General features: G+C 38.5%; 21 protein-coding genes. All 21 read right to left on the bottom strand.

The window, feature by feature from the left end:
- Window positions 1–9: 9 nt before the first annotated feature.
- The 21 genes from fliL to dprA all read right to left on the bottom strand — a co-directional run bounded on the left by fliL (window position 10) and on the right by dprA (window position 20,362).
- A complete protein-coding gene (fliL, locus tag AC0C45_RS03705) occupies window positions 10–441 on the bottom strand; it encodes a flagellar basal body-associated protein FliL (protein ID WP_025750316.1) in 432 nt (143 codons plus the stop codon).
- A gap of 3 nt (window positions 442–444) precedes the next feature.
- Window positions 445–654, bottom strand: a complete 210-nt coding sequence (locus tag AC0C45_RS03700) for a flagellar FlbD family protein (RefSeq protein ID WP_013084788.1) — start codon at window positions 652–654, stop codon at window positions 445–447.
- Between the two features lie 35 nt (window positions 655–689).
- On the bottom strand, window positions 690–1,481 hold the full coding sequence (gene flgG, locus AC0C45_RS03695) for a flagellar basal body rod protein FlgG (protein ID WP_013084789.1): 792 nt from the start codon (window positions 1,479–1,481) through the stop codon (window positions 690–692).
- Window positions 1,482–1,506: 25 nt separating this feature from the next.
- Window positions 1,507–1,935: a flagellar hook assembly protein FlgD gene (gene flgD / locus AC0C45_RS03690; RefSeq protein WP_013084790.1), complete on the bottom strand. Its 429-nt coding sequence runs from the start codon at window positions 1,933–1,935 to the stop codon at window positions 1,507–1,509.
- 9 nt (window positions 1,936–1,944) lie between these two features.
- Entirely contained in the window at window positions 1,945–4,581 is a 2,637-nt protein-coding gene (locus AC0C45_RS03685; protein ID WP_472927904.1) for a flagellar hook-length control protein FliK, read from the bottom strand.
- Window positions 4,582–4,598: 17 nt separating this feature from the next.
- Window positions 4,599–5,216, bottom strand: a complete 618-nt coding sequence (locus AC0C45_RS03680) for a MotE family protein (RefSeq protein WP_016765400.1) — start codon at window positions 5,214–5,216, stop codon at window positions 4,599–4,601.
- Between the two features lie 9 nt (window positions 5,217–5,225).
- Window positions 5,226–5,669, bottom strand: a complete 444-nt coding sequence (gene fliJ, locus AC0C45_RS03675; protein WP_013058874.1) for a flagellar export protein FliJ — start codon at window positions 5,667–5,669, stop codon at window positions 5,226–5,228.
- A 2-nt stretch (window positions 5,670–5,671) separates the two neighbouring features.
- The gene (fliI, locus tag AC0C45_RS03670; protein ID WP_095378737.1) at window positions 5,672–6,985 is read right to left on the bottom strand and encodes a flagellar protein export ATPase FliI; all 1,314 of its coding nucleotides are present in this window, start codon (window positions 6,983–6,985) and stop codon (window positions 5,672–5,674) included.
- Complete coding sequence (gene fliH / locus AC0C45_RS03665) at window positions 6,960–7,748, bottom strand: flagellar assembly protein FliH (RefSeq protein WP_047930784.1); 789 nt, start codon at window positions 7,746–7,748, stop codon at window positions 6,960–6,962. The genes fliI and fliH overlap by 26 nt, the downstream gene beginning before the upstream one ends.
- A complete protein-coding gene (gene fliG, locus AC0C45_RS03660; protein WP_025750326.1) occupies window positions 7,741–8,760 on the bottom strand; it encodes a flagellar motor switch protein FliG in 1,020 nt (339 codons plus the stop codon). The genes fliH and fliG overlap by 8 nt, the downstream gene beginning before the upstream one ends.
- An 11-nt stretch (window positions 8,761–8,771) precedes the next feature.
- Window positions 8,772–10,355 carry a flagellar basal-body MS-ring/collar protein FliF gene (gene fliF, locus AC0C45_RS03655; RefSeq protein WP_472927903.1) on the bottom strand — a complete coding sequence of 528 codons (1,584 nt, stop codon included), beginning with the start codon at window positions 10,353–10,355 and terminating at the stop codon, window positions 8,772–8,774.
- 49 nt (window positions 10,356–10,404) lie between these two features.
- Window positions 10,405–10,695: a flagellar hook-basal body complex protein FliE gene (fliE, locus tag AC0C45_RS03650; protein ID WP_016765405.1), complete on the bottom strand. Its 291-nt coding sequence runs from the start codon at window positions 10,693–10,695 to the stop codon at window positions 10,405–10,407.
- A gap of 12 nt (window positions 10,696–10,707) precedes the next feature.
- Complete coding sequence (flgC, locus tag AC0C45_RS03645) at window positions 10,708–11,157, bottom strand: flagellar basal body rod protein FlgC (protein WP_014458431.1); 450 nt, start codon at window positions 11,155–11,157, stop codon at window positions 10,708–10,710.
- Between the two features lie 2 nt (window positions 11,158–11,159).
- Window positions 11,160–11,549, bottom strand: coding sequence for a flagellar basal body rod protein FlgB (flgB, locus tag AC0C45_RS03640; RefSeq protein ID WP_016765406.1), 390 nt, complete (start codon window positions 11,547–11,549; stop codon window positions 11,160–11,162).
- Between the two features lie 441 nt (window positions 11,550–11,990).
- Complete coding sequence (gene codY, locus AC0C45_RS03635; protein ID WP_013058882.1) at window positions 11,991–12,770, bottom strand: GTP-sensing pleiotropic transcriptional regulator CodY; 780 nt, start codon at window positions 12,768–12,770, stop codon at window positions 11,991–11,993.
- 28 nt (window positions 12,771–12,798) lie between these two features.
- Window positions 12,799–14,199 carry an HslU--HslV peptidase ATPase subunit gene (gene hslU, locus AC0C45_RS03630; RefSeq protein WP_013084801.1) on the bottom strand — a complete coding sequence of 467 codons (1,401 nt, stop codon included), beginning with the start codon at window positions 14,197–14,199 and terminating at the stop codon, window positions 12,799–12,801.
- A 16-nt stretch (window positions 14,200–14,215) separates the two neighbouring features.
- Complete coding sequence (gene hslV / locus AC0C45_RS03625) at window positions 14,216–14,758, bottom strand: ATP-dependent protease subunit HslV (RefSeq protein WP_013058884.1); 543 nt, start codon at window positions 14,756–14,758, stop codon at window positions 14,216–14,218.
- A 14-nt stretch (window positions 14,759–14,772) separates the two neighbouring features.
- On the bottom strand, window positions 14,773–15,675 hold the full coding sequence (xerC, locus tag AC0C45_RS03620; RefSeq protein WP_047930786.1) for a tyrosine recombinase XerC: 903 nt from the start codon (window positions 15,673–15,675) through the stop codon (window positions 14,773–14,775).
- Between the two features lie 65 nt (window positions 15,676–15,740).
- On the bottom strand, window positions 15,741–17,045 hold the full coding sequence (trmFO, locus tag AC0C45_RS03615; RefSeq protein WP_034649198.1) for an FADH(2)-oxidizing methylenetetrahydrofolate--tRNA-(uracil(54)-C(5))-methyltransferase TrmFO: 1,305 nt from the start codon (window positions 17,043–17,045) through the stop codon (window positions 15,741–15,743).
- A gap of 205 nt (window positions 17,046–17,250) precedes the next feature.
- Window positions 17,251–19,326: a type I DNA topoisomerase gene (topA, locus tag AC0C45_RS03610; protein ID WP_016765407.1), complete on the bottom strand. Its 2,076-nt coding sequence runs from the start codon at window positions 19,324–19,326 to the stop codon at window positions 17,251–17,253.
- Between the two features lie 154 nt (window positions 19,327–19,480).
- Window positions 19,481–20,362 (bottom strand): DNA-processing protein DprA, encoded by an 882-nt coding sequence (dprA, locus tag AC0C45_RS03605; RefSeq protein ID WP_047930787.1) that lies wholly within the window; start codon window positions 20,360–20,362, stop codon window positions 19,481–19,483.
- Window positions 20,363–20,383 lie beyond the last annotated feature (21 nt).

The raw sequence follows: 20,383 nt of genomic DNA, 5'->3' as shown, positions 1-20,383 counted from the left end.
CCTTTTTCTTTACTGCAACACTTTAGACGTTGTATAAATTTTAACAACATGTCCGTTTTCCATTAATTGATCAATTTGCTTTGCAATATCTGTTTCTAACGTGCTGAGTCCTTGCGTTCCTTCAAAATCTTGAGCACTCATATCTGAGAGCCTTTTGATAATAATGTCTCTTACTTGAAAATCTCTTTTTTGAAGCTCTGCCGCTGCTTTTTTACTATCCATTTGAATTTTAAAAGAGATGCTGATGTAGTTATTGCTTTTTAGATTTGTTTTAATATCCGTTACATCTACAGAAGCTTTAATCACATCGTCGATAGATGGACCTTTTTCAGTACTTGCCTGCTCTGTATACTTTAGCGTCACGATAACAGCAATGCTTCCTATTAAAGTAAGAGAAAGCATGATAATAATCATCTTACTAATTAGCTTATTTTTAAACACACTTTATTCCTCCGTCGTTTGCTGCAGCCCTAATACGTTAATTCGCTGATAATAGCCCGTCACTTTCTCATTCACTTCTTCAACTGAATCCTTTACCACTAGCTTTTTGTTATTCGTTAGCGTAATGGTCGTATCAGGAAATGCTTCAACCTGCTCGATGTAGAGTGCGTTTAACGTAAATGTTTTGCCGTTTAGCCTTGTTAAAGTGATCATAATTAACCGGAGTAATACCTACTCCTTCCTCCCGCCTATCGTTTTAGATTCACTAGCTCTTGCAGTATTTCATCGGATGTTGTAATAATTCTTGTGTTCGCTTGAAATCCGCGCTGTGCAACAATCATATCCGTGAATTCTTCCGATAAATCAACGTTGGACATTTCAAGGGCGCTTGAAACGAAGCTTCCTGTGCCGTTGGCTCCTGGAGCTCCTACTAAAGGACCTCCTGAGTTTACGCTTTGAGCAAATAAATTCCCCCCTGCTTTTTGCAGTCCTTCATTATTTGCAAATTTAGCAAGTTCGACAGTTTGATTACTGGAGATGTTCCCGTTAGCATCTATGATGTTAACCTTTCCATCTGCTCCTATACTGTAGCTCTTACTTGTTGAAGGAATATTTATATTCCCTCCTCCAGTTTTTTGCACGTACAGTCCATCACCCGTTACCAAATTACCGCTGCTATCTAAATAAAAATTCCCCGCTCTTGTATAATAATTTGTGACTCCATCTCTTACTACAAAATAACCGTCTCCAGAAATAGCTAAATCAAGCGGACGCCCCGTTGACTGAATGCTTCCTGCCGTTTGAACTGTATCAATTGTGCCAATTTGCGAACCTAATCCGACTTGTTTAGCATTAACACCTCCACGGTTAGCTCCCGGTGCTGTTGCTCCTGCTACCTGCTGACTTACTAAATCTTGAAACGTTGTACGTCCTTTTTTATAGCCGTATGTATTAACGTTAGCAATGTTATTTCCTAGGACATCTAATTTAGTTTGAAAATTTTTCATGCCGCTGATTCCTGAATACATCGAACGTAACATAAAATCACTCCTTAAATTTGGTTGGTTAACTGCTTACTTCTAAGATATCGTTTAGCGAAAGTACCGTATGATTTTCATCATTGATTCCAAACGATACCTCATTGTTTTTGACGGATGCTGTTAAAATAACTCCTTGCTTTTTATTTCCTTCTTCATCTAACCATGCAGCGGTTTTACCAATTAATTCGCTTCCTTTTAAAATAGGAGAAGCCTGAGACTGCGTTAAAAACGTATTGAGCGATGTGCTCATATTTGTCATTTGTTCAAGGGATGAAAACTGAGCCATTTGAGCAATAAAGTCTTTGTCTTGCATTGGATTCATTGGATCTTGATTTTGAAGCTGCGCAATCAAAAGCTTCAAAAAGTCATCTTTGCCAAGCGAGCTGTTTCCCGTTTGCTTCACTGGTGTGTCCCTATTGCTTAAATACAAGTCAGACGTAATTTCATTTGTCATTGTTATCACCTATACGTTGTAGTTAATGAGCGCTGCTTCAAAAGAAGATAGAAAGGAAGCCGATTCTTCCAATTGTTGTGAATCTTGATCTTCTTCTTTTTTAAACGCTTCTTTTTCCTGTCTTTCTTTTTGCTGGCCGTTTTCATTGTTATACGACATCGCTTGTTCTGACAGTAGCACATCGATTTTATCAATTGATACATGCTGAGACGCGAGACCGTGCCGCAAAGTTGAAAGGTTGGCGTCCAATAACTCTTTTGTTTTTGCTGACGATACGACAATTCGCGCAACCGTTTCACTGTCTTTCTGAAGCATTTCAATTGAAATCGCACCTAGCTGTTTTGGAAATAACTTAATGAAAAGCTTGGATGTTCCCTCTTCAGTACTGATCGAAGCTTTACTCCATATTTTTTCAAGCTCGTTTACCAAATTGCTAGACTGTTGATAGTCAGATTTTGCTTGCCCTAGATAAATAGAGAACTGCTGAAGCTTAGGCATTTCTCCACTTCCAAAGGATGATGGCTGATTCTCTACTGTCGCTCCGGTTGTGTTTGTAACTGCAGAACTTTCGCTATTTTTTAAAGAGCTATTTGTATCTATACTTTCGCTGTGTAATACCACATCTTTTTTCCATGGAAGCTGATTGAAAAACGGTATTTTTTCTTCTTTACGAAAAGCGTTCATATTTCTCACAGAACTTTCTGAAGCTGTATGAACAGCGTCCACACCAACTTGATCAACCGATACATGCTGAGACGTGAGAGCTTGTCGTAATCTAAAAAGGTTAGCATCTAACAGCTCTTTTGTTTTCGCTGAGGATACAACCACTTGCGCAGTCGTTTCATTTTTTTGCTGAAGCACTTCAATTGAAATCGTACCTAGCTGCTTTGGCAATAACGTAACGAAAAGCTTGGATCTTCTCTCTTCAGCACTGAGCGAAGCTTTACTCCATATTTTTTGCAGCTCGTTTACTAGATCACTAGACTGTTGATGGTCTAATTTCACTTTCCCTAAATCAATAGAAAACTGCGGCACTTTTTCTTCTTTAGCAAAAGCGGTCATATCTTTTACAGAACTTTCTGGAGCTGCTTGAACAGCAACCACATCGACTTGATCAACCGATACATGCTGAGACGTGAGAGCTTGTCGTAATCTGAAAAGGCTGGCGTCTAACAGCTCTTTTGTTTTCGCTGAGGATACAACCACTTGCGCAGTCGTTTCATTTTTTTGCTGAAGCACTTCAATTGAAATCGTACCTAGCTGCTTTGGCAATAACTTAATAGAAAGCTTAGATGCTCTCTCTTCAATACTGATCGATGCTTTACTCCATATTTTTTGCAGCTCGTTTACCAAATCGCTAGACTGCTGATGGTCTGATTTTGCTTGCCTTAACTCAATAGAAAACTGCGACCCTTTTTCTTCTTTACCAAAAGCGGTCATATCTGTCATAGAACTTTCTGGAGCCGCTCCAACAGCGGCCACATCCACTTGATCAACCGATACATGCTGAGACGCAAGAGCTTGTCGTAAACTGAAAAGGCTGGCGTCTAACAGCTCTTTTGTTTTCGTTGAGGATACAACCATTTGCGCAACCGTTTCATTTTCTTGCTGAAGCACTTCAATTGAAATCGTACCTAGCTGCTTTGGCAATAACTTAATAGAAAGCTTAGATGTTCTCTCTTCAATACTGAGCGAAGCTTTACTCCATATTTTTTGCAGCTCATTTAACAGGTTGTCAGACTGTTGATGACCAGATTTTACTTGCCTTAGATCAATAGAAAATTCTTGGACCTTAGGTACTTCATTAGATTTAAAAGATGATGGATTATTTTCTAAGGTCGCCTCGGCCGTGTTAGCAGTGAAAGAAATTTCACTATCCTTTTTTGAACTATCCCTATCCATACTTTCGTTACGTAAAATCACATCTTTTTTCCATGGAAGCTGATTCAAAAGCGGCACTTTTTCCTCTTTATGAAAAGCGGTCATATCTCTTACAGAACTTTTTGGGGCTGCTTGAACAACGGCGAAGAAATCAGCTGAGCGCTTTTCATGTAAGGTATCGGTTAATACACGTGGTTGTTTATGAATTTTCTCTATTTTTTCAGCAGCAGTTTTCTGCAAACCCTCAAGCTGCAGATCCGAAAGCTTCACTGACTGCAGCTGCGGTTTTTGTAGTTCTTCCATCAGCTGAGCAAACTCTGTTTGAAAAACAGCTGACGTATTTTTACATAGTTCCAGCAAAGTAGAAATAGAAGTTAAATACTGTTCTTGACTGTCTGTTTCAGGTGAAACAGGTGCATGCTGCATGTCTGTTAACACGTGCTGCAGCTTTAGAAGCAGCTGTTCCAAATCTAGACTACCTGGAATACTACTGATCATCTCGGCTAGATGCTCGTACAAGACAGATGGTTCATCCTCTTCATCTTCTGCTTCGCTTAACTGAATTGCCATTAACCCGACCGCCTTGAAGACGTCTTGATCTACCGTTTGTTTATCGGATGATTTCTCCCCGTGCGTTAAAGGCTGCGCATCTAGCTGCTTAAGCTGCTGAACAACTTCTTCAAAAAAACCCTGAGTCTGAATAACAGCTGCTTTTTCATCGCAGTTTACCTTTGATGCAGCTGCTGGACGTAGTGAAATTTCCACTGTTTTCACCTCTGCTTTTATTCCTCAATCTGATCTGTTAATAATGTCGTATAGCGTGCAGCTACTTTTGGATCCATTTTTTCTAAGATTGCTGTTCTTGTACTCGCTTTGAACTGCTTAAGCATCGCGACCGCTTTGTCTTCTTTTAATTCGGCAAAGATAAGTGCTGCATTTTTAGGAGACATGTTTTCATAGGTAGCAATGACATCTTTTTTTGCCAGCTGATTGTTCTTTTGTTTTTTCGCTTCATCATCGGCTTTTTCTTCCATATCGCGCATTTCAATTTTTAGTTCATCCATTTGACGATCTTTTGTAGTGATCGTTTTCTCATAAGCTGCGATTTGCTTTTCTTTCGTGCTCAACTTCTTTTGAAGGCTATCAACCTGCTTTTGTATTTCTTCATTGCTTTCTTGAATATTTTCATTTTTTTGCGACTGTTCACTTGATACAAACGGAATGGCGTGTGTAATACCTGAAACTTTATCATTTACATTAACGCCTAAAAGCGTCAGAACAATATAAGCCGCCAAGATGAGGAACACTGCTGGAATAAAGATTAAAAATAAAAACACTTGGCTTTTACTGTAAGACTTTTCTTCTTCGTACTCTTCTCTTAACTCTTTTTGATTAGCCATGTTTTCCACCTAATTCCTATGCAGCATATACTGCTGTAGCGACAGCTCATCCATTTGCTTCGCTTCTAACTGTTTTTCCGCGGTTATATAAGAATCGTAGTCTCTCTTTTTTAACTTTTCATACTTCTTTACTTCTATGTTCTTTTCTTCTAGCTTCAGTTTCTTTAAGTTCATTTGCTGTCTTGCAAACATGACCTCTTGTTGCAGCCTCTCAATCACTCGTTCGGCACTTGTTAAAAACTGCTGAAATGACGTAATTTCTAAAATAGAAAGCCCTTGCTTCATTTTGCCCGTATGCTGTTCAATTAGCGTTTCTTTTTCTTTTAACTTTTTATAAAGCTTTTCACCCGCTGTTTCAAACTGCTGCAATGATTGATTATATTGAGATAGCAGTTCATCTTTTTCATTTGACTTGATTGCCATTATTTTAGATAACCTAAATTCATATGCCATATTTACTCACCTTTCACAAACAGTTCACAGAGCTTTGTTACACTTGTTTCAAATGATGGATGTTCGTTCATTTTTTGTTTTAAAAATGCATCAATGACAGGATGATAGTAGATGGCCTCATCAATGTAAGCAGAAGATCCTCTTTTGTAGGCACCTATGTTAATTAAGTCTTCAGAATTAGCATAGGTAGCCATTAATGAACGCAGTTTTTCAGCTGCTTCTCTATGCCGTTCACTTACGATATGGTTCATCACCCGACTAACGCTTTTTAAGACATTGATGGCCGGATATTGACCTTTATTGGCCAGCTCCCGGTCTAGTACAATATGTCCGTCTATAATGCCTCGCACCGTATCCGAAATGGGTTCGTTCATATCATCACCGTCTACTAATACAGTGTAAAAAGCAGTAATAGATCCATGTTGATTAGTTCCTGTACGTTCAAGCAGCCTTGGCAAGCTAGCAAAAACAGATGGTGTATAACCTTTGGTAGTCGGAGGTTCACCTACGGCTAATCCAATTTCTCTCTGAGCCATTGCTACACGAGTAACAGAATCCATCATCATCATGACGCTCAGTCCCTCATCTCGAAAGTATTCAGCAATAGAAGTAGCTGTATATGCTGCTTTCATTCGAAGGAGAGCAGGCTGATCCGAGGTAGCAACTACTACAACGGAGCGCTTTAATCCTTCCTCTCCAAGATCTCGCTCAATAAACTCTCTAACTTCTCTTCCTCGCTCACCTACAAGGGCAATGACATTGATATCTGCTTTTGTATTGCGTGCAATCATCCCGAGCAGCGTACTTTTCCCAACACCGCTTCCTGCAAAAATACCTATGCGCTGCCCTTGACCTACTGTTAGCAAACTATCAATCGTTCGTACCCCTACTTCAATCGGCTGTTCAATAGGCGGACGCTCTAAGGGATTAGGGGGGTCTTGGTCGGTTAAAACAAACGGCAAATAATGAGAAAGTTCAGACCCGTCTAAAGGGTTCCCTAGTGAATCAAGCACTTGACCTATTAACTCTTTCCCCACGCTTACCTGCAGAGGTTTTTCTGTCGTTTCCACTAGGCAGCCAGGTCCGATATATCGAACAGACGTATAAGGCATTAAAACAACGTGCTCACCGTTAAAACCAACAACTTCTGCACGAATTTTATCTCCTCGTTCACTAAGATGAATAAAGCAAACATCTCCTATTGACGTTCTAGGTCCTTTAGATTCAATCATCATTCCTACTACTCGGCTGACTTTCCCGTACCGTTTAAAAGAAGATGTGCGCGGGATTTCATGAATGAGTTGTGCGACTTTCATGTTTACTCTCCTCTAACAAACGTGCTTTTAATTTTTTCTTCATTTCCGTTAACTGACTATCAAAAGACGCAACAAGACGCCCATAAGAGGAATCGATGACACAATCCATTTCCTGAAGATTTTCATCTGCATAAATAAATAGCCCCGTTTCTCCGTTTAATAAATCGAACAGTTCTCGTTTATGTTCACATACATATGCATATTTTTTCGGAGAAACAAAAAGCTGGATTTCTTTATGTTCTCTAACTTCTTTTAAAGACCTTTCAACAAGTGATAAAAATGATTCATCTCTTTGAAGCCGCTCATTTAAAATCGCTTCAGCTAGGGTGAAACCTAATTCAAAGATGACTTCTTCAGATTGATTTATGTATTCGTAGTACTGATTCTTTGTTTCGTCAACAATGTTTCGCGACATGGCTAATACATGCTCATACTCTTGTTTTCCTTGAAGCAGCCCTTCTTCGTATCCTTCTTCATAGCCTCGCTGTTGTTCTTGTTGAAACAGCAGCACCTTCTCTTCTTCCCACTGCTTTTTCAAACGTTCAACTTCGTTTTGAGCTTGTTTGCGGTAAGCATCTGCCTCGGCCTTTATTATTTCAGCTTCACTGTGCGCTTGTTCAATAACGTGCTTTGCATTTTCTTGCTGAAGATGTTCTTCTGTGGGCTCATCTTGTACCGGAAAGCCAAATGGAATGACTTGAATGTGCTTTGCATTTTCGTCTGAAAGTTTATTCGTATAAGTTGATTTAATGATATTAGACAATAATATCGTCTCCTCCACCTCGAGCTAGTACAATTTCACCAGCATCTTCTAAACGTCTAATTGCAGCAACGATACGTGACTGAGCTTCCTCTACATCTTTCAAACGCACAGGACCCATAAATTCCATTTCTTCTTTAAACGTTTCCACCATACGGCTAGACATATTTTTAAAAATAATAGATTTTACTTCTTCACTTGCTACTTTTAAGCTCAACAATAAATCATCATTTTCTACATCTCGTATCACACGCTGAATAGAGCGGTTATCGAGCGTTACGATATCCTCAAATACAAACATTCGCTGCTTGATTTCTTCTGCTAATGCCGGATCTTGAATTTCAAGCGTATCAATAATAATTTTTTCAGTCGCTCGGTCTACTCCATTTAATACTTCAACTACTGCTTCTAAACCACCTGTTTGGGTATAGTCTTGGGTAACAGTAGCAGAAAGCTTTCTCTCTAAAATTTGCTCCACTTCATTAATGACTTCCGGAGACGTACTTCCCATCGTTGCAATCCGTCTTGCAATATCCGCTTGCCTTTCCTGAGGCAGTGATGATAAGATTTGTCCTGCCTGCGGCGGCTCTAAGTAAGATAAAATAAGGGCAATCGTCTGAGGGTGCTCATGCTGAATAAAATTTAACAACTGCATAGGATCAGCTTTTCTGGCAAAGTCAAACGGACGAACTTGCAAAGAAGAAGTTAATCGATTGATAATCATCATAGCCTGCTCTGGTCCAAGTGCTTTTTCTAACACCTGTTTCGCATAGCTTACTCCTCCTTTTTCAAGGTAGTTTTGAGCAAGCGTTATTTGTTCAAACTCATGAAGCACAGCTTCTTTTAGAGACGGCTCTACTTTTCTCACTGAAGAAATTTCAAGCGTTAGTTGCTCAATTTCATCTTCACTGAGATGTTTATAGATAGAAGCTGATACATCCGGACCGAGAGAAATCAACAAAATTGCTGCTTTTTGCTTTCCAGTTAACTCATTTTTTTGCATAGCCTTTACCATTAGCTTTCCTCCTAATCCTCACTAATCCATGTTCGCAGCAGTTTTGCAAACTCTTCCGGGTCTTGCTTCGCTAACGTTTCAAGATTGCTTTTTGTTTGCTGTTCAGCACTTAAAACAGGAGCTTTTTGTGCCGCTTCAAAAGTTTCATCGTACTCTTCATCATATTCCTCTTCATCTAAGTCTTGACGCCTTTTCCTAACCAACAGCACAATAAGAACAACAATAATAAGCAGCAGTGCTCCTCCGGTTATATACATCCACAATGGAATCGAACTTGCTGTGTTGTCAGCTGTTTCTTGTCCATTAAACGGCTGAACGGAAACGGTAATCTTATCGCTGACCGCGTTATCCGAGAGGGCTTTCGTATTTGCATCTTTTGAAATAGAAGTACGGACAATTGTACCTAACATTTTTTGAACGTCTGACTCAAGCGTATCGGAAACTTGTGATTTCCCTTTTGCATTGGACGGATCTATCATTACTTGAATGCCAAGGTCTTGAATTTTGTATGGACTTTCGACGATTTCTTTATGAATTCGATTCACTTCATAATTAATTCGTTCTTCGTTTTTTTCGTAGTCTCCGTCTCCACTTGTTGTACTAGATGAGTAATTTGTTGTATCTTCTTCTCCTGTTCCAGCAACGCCTCCATCTTGAGCGTTTTTACCAGAAAATGTTTCATTAATTTTTTCAGCGCTAACGGCAATTCCTTGCATATTATCTTTATCAACGGGCTCTACTAGCTTTTCCTCGCGATTTTCCTGTGTAAAATCAAGATCTGCTGTAACAGAAACCATTACTTTGTCTTGACCGACCAGTCTTCCTAGCATTTGCTGTACTTGACGCTGAATATCTCGCTCAACTTCTTTTTTCGCTTCGTTCTGCGAAGCAAATGAGCTAGAAGCTGAATTCGTTTCGTTACCTTTTAAATCAAAGTACTCAAAATATTGGTTCATGATGACGATATTATCGGTAGGAAGGTTTGGCACACTTTTGGATACTAAATGATAAAGAGATTTAATTTGCTGATCATCAAATTTATAACCAGCCTTTGTATTAAGCACAATCGATGCTGATGCTTCTCCCTGCTTTTCATTCGCCCAGACGCTTTCATTGGGAAGGGTAATCATCACTTTTGCATCGTTGACTCCTTGAATGTTTTTCATTAAGTTAGCCAATTCAGTTTGCATCGCATCGAGTTTTAACACATCAAATTCATTATCTGTCATACCAAAGCTCGCATTTTTCCCAAAAAACGAATAGTCGATACTTCCGCTATCAGGAATTCCTTGTGCAGCTAAATCAACTTTTAGCGAGTCAACGCTTTGTTCAGGCACCGAAATGGTTGTTCCATTATCAGAGATTTCTGAAGGAACGCTTCTAGCATCAAGCTCTGCTTTGATTTGTCCTGTTTCTTGAGCCGATAGATTGCTATAAAGAGGGACAAATTTATCCTTGTTTAAAAAAACAGATGCTAAACTAATGACTAGAATAGCCGCAAGAGGAGCAGCGATAAGGGCTATTTTTTGTCCTTTTTTGCGGTTATTCCAAAAGACTTTCATCTTATCTCGATAAAGAGCTATTCTTTCATTCATGGTATTCCTCCGGTTATTACTATTTTCATTTTCTTTAATAACCGCTCAATTACATTTGCATTCTCATCATTTCCTGATAGGCTTCAACAGCTTTATTGCGTATTTCAAGAGCCGTTTGCATCGTAATACTTGCTTTTTGAGCAGTAATCATTACATCTTGGAGTTCGACGTTTTCTCCTTTAGCAAGCTTTTCAGTCACTATATCCGAAGCGCGTTGAGTATTGTTTAACTCATTGATTGAGTCTTTTAAAAACGTTGAAAACTGTTGAGTTGTTTGTCCAGTGCTAGTAGAAGCTGCTGTTTTTGCTATTGCTATTTGATTGCTGATACCATTAATCATTTTATCGCTCCTTTATTTCCCAATTTCTAACGCCTTTGTTAATATACTTTTGTTTGTATTAAAGACCGTGACGTTTGCTTCATAAGATCGAGTAGCACTAATTAAATCCGTCATTTCTTTTAAAGGATCTACGTTCGGCATCTGCACGTACCCTTGGTCATTCGCATCTGGATGCGTCGGGTTATATACTAAATTAAAAGGAGTATTATCTTCTACGATATCTGTGACTTTTACACCATTGTTTTGACTTTTATTGATTTCGGAGTGTAAGAGGGACGAAAAAGAAGGCGAACGATCAGACTGCATGACAACCATTTTTCTTTTATAAGGCTGCCACTCACCATTAACGTACGTCCCTCTTGTCGTTTCAGCATTCGCCATATTAGATGAAACAACGTCCATCCTTAAACGATTGGCAGTTAAAGCTGAAGATGTAATATTCATATTTTGAAAAATAGTCAAACTTATTTACCTCCTCTAATGACTGTTTGAAGAGAATTAAATTTTCCATTTAAACGATCTACTAGCGCCTCATAGTAAATTTGATTTTCAGCCATATCCGCCATCTCTTTATCCATATCCACATTATTTCCGTTTGCTTGATAAGAAGTGTTTCCTTGCTGGGTAATCATCCTCTGGGATGAATTGGAAAATGGGATATGTTTTGAATCAGTCTGATATGCTTCTAACTCGTTATGTAATAAATCTCGAAATTCACTCGTACGCGTTACTGTTTTCGATTTATAATTTGGAGTATCAACGTTTGCGATATTTTGTGCAATCGTCTGCTGCTTTTGTGACGCGTAGCTAATTCCATTTTCAATTGTTTGAAAAGTAGTTGAAAACAAACTCAATTCTTACACCTGCTTATCTATTCTATTTTTCTCAAAATGAGACAAATTTCGACTTTAGTACCATAGAACTTATTGTAAGAAAAACTTCATGCAATGTCTATCCTTTTTTAAGAACTTTTGGACTATAAACCAAAATTTTCATTCATTTTCCAAGCATATTTTAACATCAATGCTATACTTTAGCTCTATTTTTTTAATTTAAAATCAAAATATATACCATAAGTCCTGAACAATATGTAATAAAAGTAACGATTTGTAATCAACTAGTATCTTTTTACTATTTAAAGATTCTATAATATAATTTTTAGATTTTTATATGAAGCTTGTTAAAGTTTTATAAAAATAGTGAACGAATCGTCTTAACCCACAGCGAATCTTTTTGTACTGAGAGCATACAAAAAAGCACACGGGCTTTGCCCGTGTGCTTTTTTGTTCATAAACTTAGTTAGATTTTAATTTTTCAAGCTCTACTAAGAATTTGTTGTTAAGAACTTTAATGTAAGTTCCTTTCATTCCTAAAGAACGTGATTCGATAACGCCAGCACTTTCTAATTTACGTAGCGCATTTACGATTACTGAACGTGTAATTCCAACGCGGTCAGCAATTTTACTTGCTACTAATAGTCCTTCATTTCCATTTAACTCTTCAAAGATGTGCTCAATAGCTTCTAACTCACTGTATGATAATGAGCTAATTGCCATTTGTACAACAGCTTTGCTACGTGCTTCTTCTTCAATTTCTTCTGCTTTTTCACGAAGAATTTCCATACCTACTACCGTTGCCCCGTATTCAGCAAGGATTAAATCATCGTCTTCGAACTGACGGTCTAAACGAGATAGTACAAGCGTACCTAGACGCTCTCCGCCTCCGATAATTGGAACGATTGTTGTTAGTCCTGCATCAAATAAGTCTTTATTTTCAACTGGGAAAGCTGTATATTGACTTTCAATGTTTAAGTTAGAAGATGTTTCTTGAATGTTAAATAAGCTTTGAGTATATTCTTCTGGGAACTGGCGTGCTTCTAACATATCTTTCATGCGCGCATTCTCAATTTGCTGTTTAACAGCGATTCCTAATAATTTACCGCGACGGCTTACTACGAATACGTTTGATTCGATCACTTCGCAAAGTGTTTCAGCCATTTCTTTAAAGTTTACTGGTTTACCAGCTGCTTTTTGTAGCATTGCATTAATCTTTCTAGTTTTCCCTAATAAATCCATTAGTACTCTTCCTCCTGCGATTTCAGTTCTATAAAATAAATTGACTCAAATCTTTGTTTTTAGCGATTTTTTCTAATTTTTCTTCCACGTACTGCGGAGTAATCACAATTTTCTCTAATGTTACTTCTGGTGCTTCAAACGATAAATCCTCTAGCAAACGTTCTAAAATCGTATGAAGTCTTCTTGCACCAATATTATCTGTATCTTGATTTACCTGATATGCAATTTCTGCAATCTTACGTATAGCATCGTCAGAAAATTCAATTTGTATACCTTCAGTTTCCAATAATGCCGCATATTGCTTTAATAACGCATTATCTGGCTCTACTAAAATGTTTATAAAATCTTCAACGGTTAGCTTCGTTAATTCAACGCGAATTGGGAATCGACCTTGCAATTCTGGAATTAGATCTGACGGTTTTGATACATGGAAAGCACCGGCTGCTACAAATAAAACATGATCAGTTTTGACTGCGCCATATTTTGTAACAATCGTTGACCCTTCTACAATTGGTAAAATATCTCGCTGTACGCCTTCACGTGAAACATCAGCGGAAGATGAATTACCACTTTTCTGAGCAATTTTATCAATTTCGTCAATGAAAATAATTCCGTATTGTTCTGCACGATTCACAGCTTCTTGCGTCACTTCATCCATATCAATCAATTTTTGCGCTTCTTCATTTGTTAATACTTTTCGTGCATCTTTAACAGTAAGTTTGCGCTTTTTTTGTTTTTTAGGCATAAAATTGCTTAAGGCATCCTGCATGTTCATGCCCATTTGTTCCATACCCGAACCTTGTAACATATCAAACATAGAAGGCTGTTGCTCTTCTACTTCAATTGTGACATAATGATTTTCAAGCTCTCCTAAAGCAAGCTGATGAGCAATCTGCTTGCGCTTCGTTGCAATATTCGTTTCCTCATCTTGATCAGGATCCGCATCGCTTGACTGTGTACCGTTTGAAAAAATCATTTCAAACGGATTTTTAAACGATTGCTGCTTCTTTTTGCTCGGAACAAGAAGCTCTACTATCCGCTTGTTTGCATTTTCTTCTGCGCGATCACGCACGCCGTTCATTTTTTCTTCTTTCACAAGTCGAACTGACGTTTCCACTAAATCACGAACCATTGATTCTACATCGCGCCCTACATACCCAACTTCCGTAAATTTTGTTGCCTCAACCTTAATAAAAGGTGCACCGACAAGCTTAGCTAAGCGGCGTGCAATCTCGGTTTTACCCACACCTGTAGGACCAATCATTAAAATGTTTTTCGGCACAACTTCATCACGTAAAGATTCGTCTAGCAGACCGCGTCGATAGCGATTTCGCAGCGCAACAGCGACCGCTTTCTTTGCCTTCGTTTGACCAATAATATACTGATCGAGCTTTTCTACAATTTGTCGAGGTGTTAAATGAGAATTCATAAAAAAATCCCCTTTCCTACAGTTCTTCTACAATAATATGATCATTTGTATAAACACATATCTCACTTGCTACATCTAAAGCTGCTTTTGCAATTTCTTTAGCTGTTAAATGTTCGCCTGCATGTTGTTTTAATGCACGTCCCGCTGATAAAGCATAATTTCCGCCTGATCCAATTGCTAAAATGCCGTCGTCCGGTTCAATAACTTCACCCGTTCCTGATACTAACAGTAAGTTATCTTTGTTCATAACAATAAGCATTGCTTCTAACTTTCGCAATACTTTGTCACTTCTCCATTGTTTAGCAAGCTCAACGGCTGCACGCTGAAGATTTCCGTTATACTCTTCGAGCTTCGTTTCAAATAATTCAAAAAGAGTGAATGCATCAGCTACTGAACCTGCAAAGCCGGCAAGTACTTGCCCTTGAAATAGACGTCTTACTTTTCGAGCAGTATGTTTCATCACAACAGCATTACCGAACGTTACTTGTCCGTCCCCAGACATGGCACATTGACCGTTATGCTGAACCGCAAAAATCGTAGTAGCATGGAAAGTAGACAAATTAACTCCTCCTTTTATGCGCGAGGATGGTGATTCATGTAAACTGCCTTTAAACGATCCTTCGTCACATGTGTGTATATTTGAGTGGTTGATAAATGTTCATGACCTAGCATTTCTTGAACTGTACGTAAATCTGCCCCTTCATTTAACATATGAGTCGCAAAAGTATGTCGCAAAACGTGTGGACTAATATGTATATTCTCAGCGGTCTTCTTTACTAACTGATCAATGACTAAGCGTATGCCTCGGTCTGTCAACGGTGTCCCTTTATAATTTAAAAAGAGTGAATGAGTATCAGAAGGAGCCTTTTTTAAAAGAAGCTTTCTTCCATTATCTATATATACTCTAAGAGCGTCCTTGGCATAACAGCCAAATGGCACGTACCGTTGTTTTTTCCCTTTGCCATATACGAGCAAAGTTTGAAGTGAAAAATCTATATCGCTAAGCTTAATAGATGCACATTCACTCACCCGTATTCCGGTGGCATACAGCAATTCTAATAGAGACTGATTACGCTGTCCTAACGAAGTTGTTAAGTCATTCATTTGAAATAATTTCACAATCTCCTCTTCATAAAGGAAGCGAGGATTTCTCTCTTCCTTTTTAGGAAGGGTAACGAGCGCAAATGGATTATCTTCTACTAATTCTTCTCTATTTAAGTAACGATAAAACGTTCTCAAACAAGAAATTTTGCGTGACATCGATCTTTTTGAATACTGCTTTTCATATAGGCGTGTTAAAAACAGCCTTGCATCAGCATATGTAACACTTTGTAGGTTTTGTATTTGCTCTTCCTGCATAAAAGACATGAAGATACCTATGTCTTTTTCATAGCAGTCAACTGTATATTTTGAATAGTTTTTCTCAATTTGTAAATATTCTAGAAAGGAATTTAATACATCTTTAACAAATTCCAATGTTATCACCTCACAAGGGCTACTAAATATTATCACAATTAAGTAGCCCTTGCAAACAATTTTGATTATTTTGTTGTAAAATTCTGAATAGTTTCCAATGCTCGTTTAGCAAGCGTTTCATTTCGTTCTTGTTTGTTTTTGATTCGCACTTCCAATTCTTTGAATAAGCCAAAGTTGGCATTCATCGGCTGGAAGTTTTTAGCGCTTGTATGTGTGATATAGTGAGCCATACTGCCAATCGCCGTTTCCTGCGGCATTACAACCAATTCTTCACCAAGCACAAGTCGAGCTGCGTTCATTCCTGCCATTAATCCGCTCGCAGCTGATTCTACATATCCTTCTACTCCCGTCATTTGTCCAGCAAAGAATAAGTCATCACGCTCACGATATTGATACGTAGGCTTTAACAATTTAGGAGAATTAATAAACGTATTTCTATGCATAACTCCGTAGCGTACTACTTCTGCATTTTCTAAACCTGGGATTAAGCTTAATACTTCTTTTTGTGCTCCCCATTTTAAATGTGTTTGGAAACCTACGATATTATATAGTGTACCTGCTGCATCATCTTGACGAAGCTGAACAACTGCATAAGGTCGCTTTCCTGTTTTCGGATCTTCTAACCCAACTGGTTTCATTGGTCCAAAAAGCATTGTTTTTTCTCCGCGTGAAGCCATTACTTCAATGGGCATACATCCTTCAAAATAAATTTCTTTCTCAAATTCTTTTAAAGGAACCGTCTCTGCATTGATTAATGCTTCATGAAAACGGTGGAATTCTTCTTTTGTCATCGGACAGTTTAAATAGGCAGCTTCCCCTTTGTCATAGCGAGATTTAAGATATACTTTATCCATATCAATGCTGTCTTTTTCAATAATAGGTGCAGCCGCATCGTAAAAATATAAATAATCTTCACTTGTTAACGCGCGCAGCTGTTCTGATAAATCTTTTGACGTTAACGGACCTGTTGCAATAACAGTTGGTCCTTGTGGAATTTCCGTAATCTCTTCATTAACAACCGTTACGTTCGGATGGTTTTTAACACTTTCCGTTACACGAGCGGCAAATTCGTGACGATCAACAGCCAGTGCTCCACCTGCTGGAACCGCACACTCGTCTGCTGAACGAATAATTACAGAGTCTAATAATCGCATTTCTTCTTTTAAAACACCCACTGCATTTGTTAATGTATTCGCACGCAGTGAATTACTACATACTAATTCAGCAAATTTGTCCGTATGATGAGCAGGTGTTTGCTTCACTGGTCTCATCTCATAAAGACGGACTTTCAAACCGCGCTTTGCGATTTGCCAAGCTGCTTCACTTCCAGCAAGACCTGCTCCGATAACATTAATTACTTGTTCATTCATTGTAAATCCTCCAACTTCATTTCTATCTTTTCTATCATTTTCCTTATTCATTCACTTGTCTTTTCTTTTTTAACGGGACAAAGAAAATGCGACATTACTCAATGTCGCTAATAACGTTTCCATTTTAGCACATGAAGCAATGTCGCCGCATCTTATATAACTGCTATTTTTTAATTTAAAGTGTGGGAATTCATCCCATTCTCTTTTACTGCTGAGCTTCCTCTTTATAATCACAACTTGTACAGACGACTTGAGTTCCTTTTTTCTGTTTCTTCTCCACAAGCAGATTTTCACATTTCGGACATTTTCTTGCAATCGGCTTATCCCAAGATACGAAATCACAGCCCGGGAATCGATCACAGCCATAAAATGTACGCTTTTTCTTCGATTTTCGCTCAACGATATTTCCTTCTTCACATTTCGGACACTTTACACCAATCTCTTTTACAATTGGCTTTGTGTTGCGGCAGTCAGGGAAATTAGAGCATGCCATAAATTTTCCGTAGCGTCCCATTTTGTATACCATAGGTGAACCGCATTCTTCACAATCTTCTCCGGCAGGTTCATCTTTAATCTCCACTTCGCGCATTTCTTTTTCAGCATGTTCTAAGCGTTTTTCAAAATCACTGTAAAATTCGTCAATAACATGCACCCATTGAACATTACCATCTTCCACTTCATCCAGATCGTTTTCCATTTTAGCTGTAAACTCTACATCTAAAATTTCCGGGAAAAACTCCAATACAAGCTCCAGTACAATTTCTCCAAGTTCTGTTGGAACAAAACGCTTGTTATCGAGCGCTACGTACCCGCGCTTTTGAATCGTGTCAAGTGTTGGAGCATATGTAGACGGTCGTCCAATGCCTAGCTCTTCTAATGTCTTGACTAAACGAGCTTCAGTATATCTTGGCGGCGGCTGTGTGAAGTGCTGCTTTTCATCGATGTCCTTAGAATAAGCTACTTCTCCTTCTTCTAAATCTGGAAGAAGATTTTCTTTTTCCTCCACTTGATCATCATTGCCTTCAACATACACTTTCATAAAGCCTGGAAATTTAACTTTCGAGCCGTTTGCTCTAAATGTTACGTCCCCATTTTTCAAATCTACAGCCATTGTATCCATAATTGCAGGTGCCATTTGACTAGCAACGAAGCGCTCCCATACTAACTTATACAGTCGATACTGATCACGCGATAAGAACTCTTTTACCTCTCCTGGTTTACGAAGAGCTGAAGTTGGACGAATCGCTTCGTGGGCATCTTGCGCGTTCGAATTTTTCTTTTCTTTGCGCTTTTCCGTTGCCACAAACTGATTTCCGTATGCGTTCGTAATGTAATCTCTAGCTTCTGTTTGAGCTGTTTCTGAAATACGAGTAGAATCGGTACGCATATACGTGATAAGACCTACTGTACCTTCTTTTCCTAAATCAATTCCTTCATATAATTGCTGCGCAATCATCATTGTTTTCTTCGCTCGGAAGTTCAGTTTCCGCGCTGCCTCTTGCTGTAATGAAGACGTGGTAAAAGAAGGAGCCGCATTACGCTTTCGCTCACGTTTTGTTACTTTAGAAATTGAAAATTCATTTCCATCTAATTGTTTAACAATGTTGGTTACATCATTTTCATTCGATAGCTCTACTTTTTTCCCTTGATATTCGATCAACTGGCCTTCAAATTGGTCGTTTCCTTTTTGAAAAGTTGCTTTTACCGTCCAGTATTCTTCTGGGATAAACTTTGCAATTTCTTTTTCACGATCAATAATTAACCGCACTGCAATTGATTGAACCCTTCCGGCACTTAATCCTTTTTTCACTTTTTTCCACAGCAATGGACTGATGTTGTAGCCAACCAGTCTGTCAAGAATACGGCGTGCTTGCTGAGCATCTACTAAATCCATATTAATTGCTCGTGGATGTTTAAAAGATTCTTTAATCGCTTCTTTTGTAATCTCGTTAAATACTACGCGGCAGTCCGATGCAATGTCTACATCCAAACTGTGCGCCAAGTGCCATGCAATCGCTTCTCCTTCACGGTCTGGATCGGCTGCTAGGTAAATCTTTTTTGCTTTTTTAGCCGCTGTTTTTAGTTCTTTTAAAACCGGGCCTTTCCCGCGAATTGTAATATATTTCGGATTGTAATCCTGTTCAATATCAATTCCCATTTGACTTTTAGGTAAATCGCGAACATGTCCCATCGATGCTTTTACTTTATATTTCTTTCCTAAATAACGTTCAATTGTTTTAGCCTTTGCAGGCGATTCTACAATTACTAGGTAGTCAGACATCTATTTGTTCCTCCTCAAGAGGTAGAATAAAATCTTCATTATTATTAAATATTTGGTTCTTGTTTGTCAAATGTCCAAAAGATAAGTCATACGATTTTACTACGTATCTCACTAGTATTTCATACCATGCAAGATTATGACTGCTTTGAAACATTCATCTTATATACATCATTTCATCTGTAATATCAGCAGCGCTTTGCACAAGTTTTGCCCCTAATTGGATTAACTTATTCGTTCCACATGATGTTTCTTCAAAAATAGAACCCGGTATGGCAAATACTTCTCTTCCTTGCTGAAGCGCCTGGTCGGCGGTAATAAAAGATCCACTTCTTTCTTTTGCTTGCACCACCAACGTGCCTCCTGTTAATCCGCTAATGATTCTGTTTCTGCGAGGGAAAAACCATTTCGTCGGCTTCATAAACGGGGCATATTCAGAAAGCAGCAAATGATGCTGCGCAATTTCTCTTGCTAAATTTTGGTTTACTCTTGGGTAAATATTATAAAACCCTCCGCCTAAAACTGCAATCGTTTTAGCTTTTTCAGCGATAGCCAGTTCATGAGCAGCCTGGTCAATCCCTAAAGCTAGTCCACTTACAACGACAAATTCTTCATGCAGCATCGGCTTAACAATATGAGTCAGAGCTGCAGTTCCATATGAAGTGGGGTTCCTTGTTCCTACAATGCTTAAGCTTTCTGGAGCGTGTAGAAGAGAAACCTTTCCTTTTGCAAATAATACCCAAGGCGGATCATAAATATGGCGCAAAAGTTCAGGATATTCATCATCTAGGATGGTGACACATTGAATATTCTCAGCGTCATATTTATCTAGAATATCTCGTATTGGAATAGTTTGCAAATCTTTTTTTATTTGATTAGCACGTTCAATCGAGAGAGTCAATAGTTTTTGAAGCTGTGATGGAGAGTACTCGTAGAGATTTTGTAATGAAGAATTCTGTTGAAGTAGCGTAAAAATTTGTTTCCAATTAACAGATGGACAATGTGCTAAATGAATTAATTTTTCCCGTAAATCAGACATTCTACAATCTCCTTTTTAAAT

It is taken from the genome of Priestia sp. VA7 (genome assembly GCF_055710015.1).
This window is presented reverse-complemented; position numbering and strand designations above follow the sequence as displayed.